At 39.0% G+C, this 12,448-nt stretch carries 9 protein-coding genes; 6 read left to right on the top strand and 3 right to left on the bottom strand.

What is annotated here, in order from left to right:
- Positions 1 to 11: 11 nt before the first annotated feature.
- The 3 genes from GR160_RS00845 to GR160_RS00835 all read left to right on the top strand — a co-directional run bounded on the left by GR160_RS00845 (position 12) and on the right by GR160_RS00835 (position 2,369).
- Entirely contained in the window at positions 12 to 464 is a 453-nt protein-coding gene (locus GR160_RS00845) for a type I restriction enzyme HsdR N-terminal domain-containing protein (RefSeq protein ID WP_160747937.1), read from the top strand.
- Complete coding sequence (locus tag GR160_RS00840; protein ID WP_160747936.1) at positions 461 to 1,450, top strand: glycosyltransferase family 2 protein; 990 nt, start codon at positions 461 to 463, stop codon at positions 1,448 to 1,450. Before GR160_RS00845 ends, GR160_RS00840 begins: the two co-directional genes overlap by 4 nt.
- A gap of 82 nt (positions 1,451 to 1,532) precedes the next feature.
- On the top strand, positions 1,533 to 2,369 hold the full coding sequence (locus GR160_RS00835; RefSeq protein ID WP_160747935.1) for an OmpA family protein: 837 nt from the start codon (positions 1,533 to 1,535) through the stop codon (positions 2,367 to 2,369).
- 83 nt (positions 2,370 to 2,452) lie between these two features.
- Here the strand turns inward: GR160_RS00835 and GR160_RS00830 are convergent, their stop codons facing one another.
- The 3 genes from GR160_RS00830 to GR160_RS00820 form a co-directional block, all read right to left on the bottom strand.
- Complete coding sequence (locus GR160_RS00830; RefSeq protein ID WP_160747934.1) at positions 2,453 to 2,698, bottom strand: hypothetical protein; 246 nt, start codon at positions 2,696 to 2,698, stop codon at positions 2,453 to 2,455.
- A 200-nt stretch (positions 2,699 to 2,898) separates the two neighbouring features.
- Positions 2,899 to 3,384, bottom strand: coding sequence for a hypothetical protein (locus tag GR160_RS00825; protein ID WP_160747933.1), 486 nt, complete (start codon positions 3,382 to 3,384; stop codon positions 2,899 to 2,901).
- Between the two features lie 117 nt (positions 3,385 to 3,501).
- The gene (locus tag GR160_RS00820) at positions 3,502 to 3,996 is read right to left on the bottom strand and encodes a DNA-deoxyinosine glycosylase (protein WP_160747932.1); all 495 of its coding nucleotides are present in this window, start codon (positions 3,994 to 3,996) and stop codon (positions 3,502 to 3,504) included.
- Between the two features lie 188 nt (positions 3,997 to 4,184).
- Between GR160_RS00820 and GR160_RS00815 the strand changes: the two genes are divergently transcribed.
- From GR160_RS00815 to GR160_RS00805, 3 genes are all read left to right on the top strand, one after another.
- Positions 4,185 to 4,811, top strand: coding sequence for a ferritin-like domain-containing protein (locus tag GR160_RS00815; RefSeq protein ID WP_160747931.1), 627 nt, complete (start codon positions 4,185 to 4,187; stop codon positions 4,809 to 4,811).
- A gap of 158 nt (positions 4,812 to 4,969) precedes the next feature.
- The gene (locus tag GR160_RS00810; protein ID WP_160747930.1) at positions 4,970 to 10,075 is read left to right on the top strand and encodes a translocation/assembly module TamB; all 5,106 of its coding nucleotides are present in this window, start codon (positions 4,970 to 4,972) and stop codon (positions 10,073 to 10,075) included.
- Entirely contained in the window at positions 10,065 to 12,413 is a 2,349-nt protein-coding gene (locus GR160_RS00805) for a BamA/TamA family outer membrane protein (RefSeq protein WP_160747929.1), read from the top strand. The genes GR160_RS00810 and GR160_RS00805 overlap by 11 nt, the downstream gene beginning before the upstream one ends.
- The last annotated feature ends 35 nt before the right edge of the window (positions 12,414 to 12,448 follow it).

Below are 12,448 nucleotides of genomic sequence, written 5' to 3'. Positions count from 1 at the left end.
ACATTTGCAATATGCAAAAGCTCAATTTTCCGGCCTATACATTTCGTTTCAAAAATAGTGAAAATAAGGTAGCCATTTTTGATGAGATACGTAAAAAATTTATTGTGCTGACTCCCGAAGAATGGGTGCGGCAACATGTAGTGCGCTTTTTGACAGAAGAGAAAAAGTTTCCTAAATCACACATAAACGTAGAGAAAATAGTAAAAATAAACGGCCTTACCAAAAGATATGACGTAGTGGTTTTTAAGCCCGACGGAACAATATTTTTAGTGGTAGAATGCAAAGCCCCGGAAGTTGCCATATCTCAGCAAACATTTGACCAGATAGCACGCTATAACATGTCGCTCAACGCCTTAAATCTTATGGTTACAAACGGGCTCAACCATTATTTTTGCCAGATGGATTATGAAGCCGAACGCTATAACTTTATGCCCGATGTACCTCAATACCTCCCAACTTTATGAAAACAGCAGCAGTAGTAATACTTAACTGGAACGGCAGGCAACTGCTGGAGCAATTTTTACCATCGGTAGTGCAGCACTCAGCAGGTGCGCAGGTGTATGTGGCTGATAATGCCTCTACAGATGACTCTGTGGCTTTTATACAGGCACACTACCCTAACATAAAAATTATAAACAACCCGGGCAATTATGGCTATGCAAAAGGCTATAATTTAGCCCTGCAGGATGTTAAAGAAGATATTTATGTTCTTGTAAACTCAGACGTTGAGGTAACAGAAGGCTGGCTTGATCCCGTACTCGAACTGTTTGAAAAAGATAATGAAACGGCAATTATACAGCCTAAAATACTCGATTATAAAAACAAGACAAATTTTGAATATGCAGGTGCAGCAGGTGGCTTTATAGACAAATATGGTTTCCCGTTTTGCAGGGGAAGAATATTTGAAACTGTAGAACAGGATAACGGGCAGTATAATGACGAAGCCGAAATATTGTGGGCATCGGGCGCGTGCTTTTTTATAAGGAAAAACGTTTTTAGGGAGCTTGGCGGTTTTGACGAAGATTTTTTTGCCCATCAGGAAGAAATAGACCTTTGCTGGAGGGCTTTTAATAAAAATTATAAGGCTCGTTTTTGCAGTAAATCGGTAATTTATCATGTAGGGGGGGCAACTTTGAGCACAGAGAATCCTAAAAAGACCTTTCTGAATTTCAGGAACTCACTTTGGATGATGACGAAGAACCTGCCCACAGCACAATTATTCCCTGTTCTCTTTATACGGCTAAGTTTTGATGGAATAGCGGGAATACGCTTTTTAATGTTGGGGAAATTTCCACATCTTTTTGCAGTACTAAAATCTCACTTTTACTTTTATTTAAAACTTTTTCATTTTCTAAACAAAAGACAATCAAAACAGTACAGAAATTACTACAAAAAAAAGAGCATAGTTTACCAATATTATGTTAAAAACGGCAGGGTATTTGTTTCGTAATTTAACAATAGTTTATGCGTAATTGCGTTCCTATTTTTTTAATTAGTATTAATTTTGTTAAAAATTTAAAATTTTAAACTTTATGAGAAGAGCCATCCTAATGCTTTCGTTAGTAGCGATTACACTCACTTCCTGTGGAAACAAAAAGAAAATTGCTGCACTGGAAGCAAAAAACAAGGAAATTCAGGATCTGCTGAATACTGCCACTGTAAAGCTTAATACCTGCCTTGCAGAAAAGGACCAATTAAACAGCCAGGTTGATTACCTTAAAAAGAACAACTCTGACCTAATCAATACTACGGCAAACATGACCACGCTTACGAGCAAGGGAGCCGAGAACCTTGAGAAATCTCTTGAAAGCCTGCGTGAAAAAGACCTTAAAATTACAAGGCTTCAGGATGCACTTACACGCAAAGACTCTGTAACCCTTGCGCTTGTTACAAGCATTAAAAGAGCCGTGGGCGTAAACGACCCGGATATTGATGTTAGTGTAGAAAAAGGTGTGGTGTACATTTCTATTGCCGATAAACTTTTATTTAAAAGCGGTAGCTATAATGTAACAGACAAGGCTAAAGAAATTTTAGGCAAAGTTGCAAAAATTGTTCAGGACAAACCTGATTTTGAATGTATGGTAGAAGGCCACACTGATAATGTGCCTATCAAGAACGCTGTACTTGTAGACAACTGGGATTTGAGTGTTAAACGCGCTACATCTATTGTAAGGATACTTCAAAACGATTTTAGCATAGACCCTAAACGCCTTGTGGCATCTGGTCGCGGAGAGTATGTGCCTCTTGGAGAGAACACTACACCTGAAGGCAGGGCACGCAACAGGAGAACAAGAATTCTTGTATTGCCTAAAATCGACCAATTTTATGACATGATCGAAAAAGAAATGAAAAACCAACAGGGTAAATAATCATTTACTGTCATGAAGATATAGAACAGGCTGCCTTTTCGGGCAGCCTGTTTTGTTTAGAAACCCCAAAATAACACTCAATCTTAAATATAGGATTGGTGTTTTACCAGTCTTAGCTTAGATTGCTTTTTGGCTAATATTTTTCGTCGTGCCTTTGCTACTACAGGTTTATTTATAATAATGCCTGTAATGCAAATTAAAAGTAAAATAATCATGAGTCCAAGATAGATGCTCCCATCAAAGGTTGTAATGTCAGGAAAATCAGATACAAGAAAATAAAAAGTAACCATAAAAGTTGCTACGGATACAATTAGGCTAAAAATTTTCATAGTCCTTTAATTTTGTGTTGTTTTAAAGTACAAATACTTAAAAAGGACTTATGGAAAATCCTTTCTTACCTGTTATTTTTCATGGTTAATAAAAACAAATTTATATACAAATAAAAAATATAAAGAGATAACCCTTAGATCGTTACTCTATAAAGGTAAGAAAAAACTTTTTGAGAAACGGCAAAATGTTTATGATTTTTTTAAGATTTACTTTTATAAGCCATTATAGGGCTAAAAAGCTTTACAATATAGTTTTCTATACAGGTAAGATCGGCAAGGGTTGTGGCGTCCTGCTTTAATTTTGCATTCTCAATAAAGTTACTTTCGGCAGTTGACACTACTTTTTGTTTTTTAACCTTTTTATAAAAAACAATGTTGCTAACTGTAACCCTATACTTGCCTTCTTTCAGTTCTATCTCAAAATCATAACTATAGTCATTCTTTAGAAGATTCGAAGATCCCGGGCATGTATTTCTCAGCTCGACAGCCTTACCTTTATAAACCAATCCTTCAGACGATATAATTTTAAGTCTCGAATGCCTCCCTACAATATTAGGAATATTTGTTTCGGTGCTGATAAATACATTTTCCCAAACCAGCTTGTCTTTTTCAACTATAAAATTATTATCCTGAGCAATGCCGGATAATGAGTACAGAAATAAAAAAATAACGAAAAACTTTCGCATAAGGCCGTTGTGTGTTTGTGTTCTTGGTGGTTACCAAAGTTAACGCTTTTTTAAATTGCTTTTACGGCAATATCTTATAAGAAAACACCTATTTCGTTACAATATTTTGTCAAATATTTAAGTATTACTTACAATATTTAAAATTTTAATTTTCCATATATCAAGCTTTTGCAAAAAAGTCATAGTTGCATTGGCACCACTTGGCGATGGCAGCACACCATATATAATATCAGGTCTTCTACCTACATATCTGTCATAGTAAACAGCAGCATTTTTGCTCGAAAACAGCACATGTTTTATTTGAGGATATTTGCCATAGAAAACGTTGAAATTGTTAGGCACTTCATTTTTAATATTACTGTCAAGGCTGCCCTCGCGTTCGCAATATTCCAAAACATCCCAAAGGGCTATATTGTGTTTTTTAAGCAGGGCTATTTTATCTGCATAATCATCTTTGGGGCCCTCATTAAAAACTCCACACAATAATCTCCAAAACTGGTTGCCACGATTGCCATAATATTCCTGCAATTGCAACGACTTTTCGCCAGGCATTGTGCCAAGTATTAGTATCTTACTGTTATTATTCACTATAGGTTCAAAGGCTTTTTTCATTAAAACATAAAATATTTGTAGCAGAATATAAAACCGAAACAACAACATAAGTATTCTACTACACAGCAGGTTAAAGTATTGTTATTATGGTTTTATTTAAGTTTTTGTTAGCACCGCAGGGCAAATTCATTATATAATTTTGTTAGAGATGATATCAAATACAACAATCAAAATTAAACTAAAAAGTTATGAAAACAGCAACAAGAACAACTGCAAAAAACACAAAAACAAATGCAACTGCGACTGCAAAAACAGCCACAACAAAAACTACCTCTAAAAGAGGCATTGTAAAAGCTAAATCTACCGCTGCCGAAGGCCTGAAAGAATTATTTATAGACAGCCTGAAAGATATTTACTGGGCCGAAAAAGCATTGACCAAAGCTTTACCAAAAATGATTAAGAATGCTACAACCCCTGCCCTTGCCAACGGGCTTACAAGCCACCTTGCAGAGACCGAAGAGCACGTGGCACGCCTTGAACAGGTATTTGAAATTGTTGGTAAAAGAGCCGTCGGCAAAAAATGTGAGGCTATGGACGGCCTTATCAAAGAAGGACAGGATATTATGGAAAGCACTGAACAGGGCGCAGTGCGTGATGCCGGAATTATTGCCGCATCTCAAAAAATTGAGCACTACGAAATTGCGACTTATGGTACACTGTGTGCCTTTGCCAAAACACTTGGCATGGACGATGCAGCTAAAATATTGCACACTACACTTGAAGAAGAAAAAACGGCAGATATAACATTAACAGAGGCAGCCTATAACACCATAAACTTTGATGCTGCTGATGCAGATGATAGTGAGATGGAGTAAACAGCAGCATTGTTGAAGGATGGAGCCCTAACAAGGCTCCATTTTTTTATTTTAAAATCAACGTTTAGAGTACTATTAAATTTAAAGCCGAATCTTGTAAGATTTTTTAGCAAAACTTTAAACAGCATCTGTTAAAATTATGGCTATTTTTAGCATTGATGAACACAAAACTAAAAAAGTACTTACGTAAAACCATTAAAATTATCCTATGGATCATAGGATCTGTAATTGCATTGTTCCTGCTGATAGTTTTACTGCTTCAGGTTCCGGCAGTGCAAAACTATGTTAAAGATAAGGCTGTCAGTTATCTTGAAAAGAAAATAGGCACTGAGGTTAAGATAACTAAAATAGAAATTGGCCTGCCTAAAAAGGTAATTTTAGAAGGTGTTTATTTTGAAGGTCAGAACGGAGACACGCTTATTGCCGGAGATAAACTGGCTGTTGATATAAGTCTGATGAAGCTTTTAAGCAACGAAGTAGAGATCAATTCTATAAATTTAGAGGGAATAACTGCCAATGTCAGCCGTAATAAAGATTCGGTCTTTAACTTCGACTATATTATAAAAGCGTTCGACTCGGGCAAACCCAAAGATACCACAGGTGCTCCAATGAAATTTTCTATTGAAGATATTAATCTTGACCGTATCAGGGTAAAGTTTAATGACGATATTTCTAAAAACTACGTTACGGCAAACATTAATCATTTTGATACTTCAATAAAAAAATTCGACCTTGATAAGATGGACTTTGAGGTACCGGACATTAATCTTGACGGGCTTAAAGTGCGGCTGAAACAGGGAATGGTTGATGAAATTGCAATGGGCACCCAGAAAGCGGCTGAGGAAGCCTCTAAACAACCTGATCTTAAACTAAAGCTTAAAAATATTTCTCTTGCCAACATAAATGTAGGATATGACAACGAAGGCAGCAGGCTGGATACAGGCATTAAACTTAATAAGCTATTAGTTGAAGTAAATACCGTAGATCTTAAAACCCAGCTTGTAGACCTTGACAATTTAGAACTCAATGGTCTTAAAGGCCAGCTTGCATTTGGTAAATTTGAAAAGCAGGTGCAGCAGGCATTACCCAAAGAAACCGCTGCAGTACAACAGGCACAATGGAAGCTTAAACTGAACAACGCCGAAATTATTGATGTAGCCTTTAAGTTTGACGACCAAAACTCGGCACCTGTAGCAAAAGGTATCGATTTTAAACACCTTGATATATCTAACTTAAATTTAAAGGCTAAAGAGCTTTCTTATGCTCCGGAATCTATTTCGGGTAAAATAGAAGATTTTAGTATGGCAGATAAAAGCGGTGTAAATGTTGCCCAACTGCGCACAAACTTTTTCTATGGGCCTAAAGGGGCTGAACTTAAAGACCTTTATCTTGAAACACCTAACACATTGGTAAAAGACCAAATTGTGGTGGGTTATCCTTCGCTCAATGCGGTTAGTAAAAACATTGGGAGCCTATCTGTAAATGCTAACCTCGACCACAGTAAAATAGGCTTCAAAGACGTATTGCTTTTCGTTCCTGATCTTGCAACAACTGCACCTTTTAAAGGCAACCCTAACGGAACGCTATACATAAACAGCCGCGTTCAGGGCAAAGTTAGCGATCTGTACATCAACAACCTCGAAGTGCGTGGCATAGGCACGACCGTAATAGCTGCCAGCGGACGTATAAAAGGCCTTCCGGACGCCAAAACCGCTTACTTTGATATGAATGTAAGGCAGTTTAAATCTACCGCAAAAGATATTAATACATTTCTGCCGCCCGGCACATTGCCTGCTAATTTTCAGTTGCCTGCGGGTATATCGGCAAAGGCAAGTTTTAAAGGAACGCTTAATAGTTTCTCTACAAACCTTGATCTTGCCAGCACTTTTGGCAATGCTAAGTTTAAGGGTATGTTCGACCAAAGCCGCAAAGGTCACGAGCGCTATGATGGCGATGTAGATATTGCCAATTTTGATGTAGGTAAACTGCTTAAAAACGATTCTATTGGCAAAATTACTATCAAAGCAAAAGTCAAAGGCACCGGCTTAGACCCGCAAACAGCAGTAGCAAGCCTGAAAGGCAAAGTCATTAAAGCAGAATTTAATGGCTACACCTATCGTGATTTAATGATAGACGGCAAAATAAATAAAGGTCAATTTGATGCCGTTGCAAAAATGGACGATCCTAACCTTGACTTTGACCTTACTGCCAAAGGTGGGTTTAACGGAAAATATCCTAACGGGAAAATAAAATTAAATGTAGATATTGCCGACCTTAACAAACTCAACCTGCACGCCGGGCCATTAAAACTGCGTGGCAATGTAGATGCAGATATTGCAGATGCTAATCCAGATAATCTTAACGGAACAGTGCATTTGCACAGCTTTATGTTTGTAAATGAAAAAGAAGAATTTGCTTTAGATTCTGTTACACTTAAAGCGGTTACTACACCCGATAAAAACCTTATAACCTTAAAATCTCAAATAGCACATGCCAAAATAGAAGGCAAATACAAACTCACAGAGCTGCCTGCGGCATTGCAATATACCATTGCAAAATACTACAATACTGCTGCCACAGCACCTAAAAAACCTGCTGCCCCGCAGCAACTCTCGTTCGACATTCGAATAGACAACGATCCTGTATTGTATAAACTGGTACCGCAAATTACCCGTTTAGAACCTATTTCTTTAAGCGGAAAGTTTAATAGCGAGGGCGATACATTAATAGTGCATGGCGCAGTGCCACGCCTTGTTTATGGAGCAAACACCATTAGTGGTATTACTATAGATGCCGAAGCTAAAGACACCGCACTGGTGTACAGCGTAAAAATTGAAGGTGTAGAAAATGAGCAATTTCAACTGGCAGGCACTACCCTTGCAGGAGATATTAAAAACAACGTTGTAAAATATAGGCTTGATATAGAAGACCGTAAAAAGAAACAGCAATACATGCTTGCAGGTAAGGTTGAGGCTAAAGACGGCAATACCGAAATTGTTTTAGACCCTGATGGCCTTATGCTCGATTATATACCATGGACCATTGCACAGGATAACCTTATTCGTTTTGGAGAAAATGGCCTGTATGCCAATAATTTTGAAATGAGCAATGAAGGAGGGGCCATAAAACTACAATCAGAATCAGACACGCCAAATGCACCTTTAAATGTAGAACTCGAAAACTTTAAAATAGAGACCATTACCAACATGGTTCAAAAAGAAGAGTCTAAGTTTCATGGAACTATAAACGGCACAGCCAACATTAAGGACCTTACTACAAGCCCTGTATTTACAGCTGACCTGACGATTGCCGATTTTGCCGTGAGCAAAGACACAGTAGGAGAAATTAAAATACAGGTAAACAACAATATAGCCGACACATATGCTGCCAATGTGAGCATTAGCGGAAACAACAACCAGGTAAATCTTGAAGGGAATTACAACACTGCAGGAAGCAGTTTTGATATGAACCTCGACATACAAAAATTAACCATAGCGAGCCTTCAGGCATTTACTTTTGGGGCTTTAAAAGAAGGCAAAGGCGATCTTAACGGCAACTTTAAAATTACAGGAACTATAACAGATCCTAACGTTATTGGCGACCTTAAATTTAATGATGTGGCTTTTAGGGTTACCGAACTTAACTCTTATTTTAAAGGCATTAACAATAACATTAGCTTTACTGATGCCGGGATTGAAATGAACAACTTTAAGGTAGAAGACGAAAAAAACAACCTGCTAACCATAGACGGCAACATTGCCACTACCGATTACAAAGCTTTTGGTTTTAACCTTAATGTAAAGGCAGCAAACTTCAGGGCTATAAATTCTACTGCAAAGGATAACGATTTTTATTATGGCGACCTGTTTATTGATGCCAATCTTAAAATTAAGGGTACAATGGAAAGCCCGGTTATAGATGGTGACCTAAAAATAAACGAAGACACTAAATTTAGTGTGGTACTGCCGCAACAGGATCCGTCTATTGCCGACAGGGAGGGCATTGTAGAGTTTGTGGATGAAGATAATGCAGAGATGATGCAACGCCTTAAGATAGAAGAAACTGTAAACAGCTCTCAGGTAAAAGGTATGGATGTTTCGGTTAATATAGAAATTGTGAAAGAGGCCGAACTCAACCTGATAATAGACAAAGGCAACGGCGATTTCCTGCAACTTAAAGGTGAAGCACAACTTAATGGCGGCATAGATCCATCGGGCAAAACTACACTGACAGGGCGTTATGAGTTTAGCGAGGGATCTTACCAAATGACTTTCAACTTCCTGAAAAGAAAATTTGATATAGAAGAAGGCAGCTACATTTTATGGACTGGCGAACCTACTGATGCTACTATAAACATATCGGCTGTTTACAAAACTGAGACTCCACCTATTGACCTTGTGGGCGACCAGTTAGGGTCTGACCAGTTTAGACGAAACAGATTTAAACAAAAAATACCGTTCAATACTGTTCTTAAAATGGAAGGCGAATTGCTAAAACCTGAGCTTTCGTTCGACATTATCATTCCGGATGGCAACTACAATGTAGATACAGATGTTATAAACACAACCAAATCTAAACTGGACCAGTTGCGCCAACAGCCGTCTGAACTAAACAAACAGGTATTTGCCGTATTGTTGCTTAACCGCTTTATTGGCGAAAACCCTTTTTCGAGCGAGGCCGGAGGTACCAGTACCGAATCGTTGGCAAGGCAAAGTGTAAGCAAAATACTGTCGGAACAGTTAAACAACCTTGCCGCCAACCTTGTAAGCGGTGTACAGCTAAATTTCGATTTGGAATCTACCGATGATTATACCACAGGGCAATTACAAAGCCGTACCGACCTTAATGTGGGAATTTCCAAGCAACTGCTTAACGACAGGCTTAAAGTAACCGTAGGCAGCAGCTTTGGTCTTGAAGGACCACAACAGGCTAACGAAGAGACCACTAACATTGCCGGAGACGTATCTCTTGATTACCAGTTAACACCCGATGGGCGCTATATGGTAAGAGCATATCGCAAAAACGAATATCAGGTAGCCTTGCAGGGACAGGTAGTAGAAACCGGCGTTGGATTTATAATTACAATGGACTATAATAAATTCCGCGAGCTTTTTCATAGAAGCAAAGAAGAAAAGGAAATGCTGCAACGTGAAAGAGAGCGAAAGCAGAGAGAGAAGGAAGAAAAGAAAAAACAGGAGGAAAAAGAAAAGACAGAAGCAGAAGCCGATAAGTTACCGCCAAACAGCACTGAAAATGATAAATAAGCCCATATATTACCTTTTTATAACAGCATTACTGTTGGCTTATGGCTGCAGCAACACGAAACATCTGCCCGCAGGCGAGATGCTTTATATAGGTGGCGAAGTAAAGGTTAAAGACTCTTTATTGAGCCGCAAGGAACGTAAAGCAATGGAAAAAGAGCTCGAAGACCTGTTGCGGCCAAAACCTAACAGCAGTGTACTTGGGCTTAAATTTAAACTCTATTTTTATAATCTTGCAGGCGAACCTAAAAAAGAAAAGGGCTTTAGACACTGGATGCGCACAAAACTGGGCGAACCTCCGGTATTAATGAGTCAGGTAGATCTTGATTATAACGCAGATATCCTACAGAATTTTAGTGAAAACAATGGCTATTTTAAAACCCGAACCAGTGCCGACTCTACCTCTAAAGCCAAAAGAGCAAAGGCTCTATATACCGTTACTACAGGCAAGCAATACAAAATAAGAAATGTAACTTTTCCGGTAGATACTTTAAGTACCGAAAAAGATTCTACAGAAGTAAACCTTGAAAAGGCCATTGCAAGAACCAAACGCAGGAGCCTGCTAAAAAAAGGCGATCCTTACAGCCTGGACGTTATTAAGCAGGAGCGCGAGAGGATAGACAACCGCCTTAAAAACCGTGGTTATTTTTATTTTAAAGACGATTACCTGCTTATGCGTGTAGACAGCACCGTGGGTAGCTATGAAACTGACATAAAAGTTATTATTAAAAACGAAACCCCTGCAAGGGCCAAAAAAGTGTATCATATAGATGATATAATTATTTATCCTAACTATTCATTATCTGAAAATACAGAGAAAAAATATCCAAGGGATTCTGTACAGGAATACAAAGACTTTAAGATCATCGATCCGGAGCATACGTTCAGGCCTATAATTTACGATCGTACGCTGTTTTTCCATAAGGGCGATATCTACAGCCGCCGCGACCATAATCTTTCGTTAAACAGGCTGGTAAATCTGGGCACATTTAAATTTGTTAAGAATGAATTTAAACCCTCAGACAGTATCAGTGCTAAACTTGACGCCTATTATTATTTTACGCCCCTACCCCGAAAATCTATACGGGTAGAAACTTTGGCTAAGACCAACTCGGCTAATTATAACGGGTCAGAAATTAATGTAAACTGGAGTAACCGTAATGCTTTTCGGGCTGCAGAACTCCTCACCGTATCAGTATTTGGGGGACTTGAAGTACAGGTATCCGGACAAAACCGGGGCTATAATGTATATCGTGTTGGTGGAGAGACCAGTATTGTTTGGCCCAGGTTTATTTCGCCCATACACATTGCCGACTCCAGCGCATTTGTACCGCGCACTAAGGCATTGGTCAGCTATGAATATCAAAAGCGTATGAAACTGTATGCCCTAAACTCTTTCAGGGGGCAGTTTGGCTATTTATGGAAAGACAATGTGCGCGAAGAGCACCAGCTTTATGTTACTGATATAAACTATGTAAGTCCTGCAAATGTGACTGACGAATATAACCAAATGGCAGAAAACAACGCCGCATTACAGCGTGTAATAGACAAGCAGCTCATTTTTGGTCCCTCATATTCGTACACCTATACCAACACCATGCAAAAGCGCAAAAAACATACGTTTTATTATAAAGGTGCATTGGAAACATCGGGTAATGCAGTGGGGTTGATCATGGGAGCCGATGCAAAAGGAGGTAATCCTAAAAACATACTCGGGGTACAGTTTAGCCAGTTTGTAAAAATGGAACATGATTTTAGGCATTATCTGCGTCTAAATGATAATTCGCAAATTGCCAGCCGTATAATTGTTGGGGTGGGTGCCCCATACGGCAACTCGGGCGAATTGCCTTTTATACGGCAGTTTTTTGTGGGAGGCACAAACAGCATACGGGCTTTCAGGGCACGGTCTATAGGCCCAGGATCTTACAGAAATCCCGACATAGATGCAAACTCATTCCTTCCGGATCAGGGTGGTGATATCAAGCTCGAGCTCAATACCGAATATCGCGCTAAGCTGTTTAGCGTAGTACACGGAGCTATATTTGCAGATGCCGGAAATATATGGCTCTGGAACAAAGATGAGGGCAACGGCACAGACGATTCAGGCAGGCCCGGTGCAGAATTTACTGGCAAGTTTTTAAATCAGTTGGCTGTGGGTACTGGTGCCGGTTTAAGGTTTGACCTTTCGTTTTTGGTACTAAGGCTTGATCTTGCCTTTCCGCTGCGCAAACCCTGGCTGCCTGAAGGTGAGCGCTGGGTGTTTGACGACATAGATTTTGGAAGCAGGGCATGGCGCAAAGAAAACCTTGTGTTTAACCTTGCCATTGGTTATCCGTTTTAAGGAGTTACAAAATATAATATATGAAAAAAGCAGCC

This window comes from Flavobacterium sp. Sd200 (assembly GCF_009826935.1).
In the GTDB taxonomy this organism is placed as follows: Bacteria; Bacteroidota; Bacteroidia; order Flavobacteriales; family Flavobacteriaceae; genus Flavobacterium.
The sequence above is the reverse complement of the archived record's forward strand: the minus strand, read 5'-3'. Positions and strand labels throughout refer to the sequence as shown.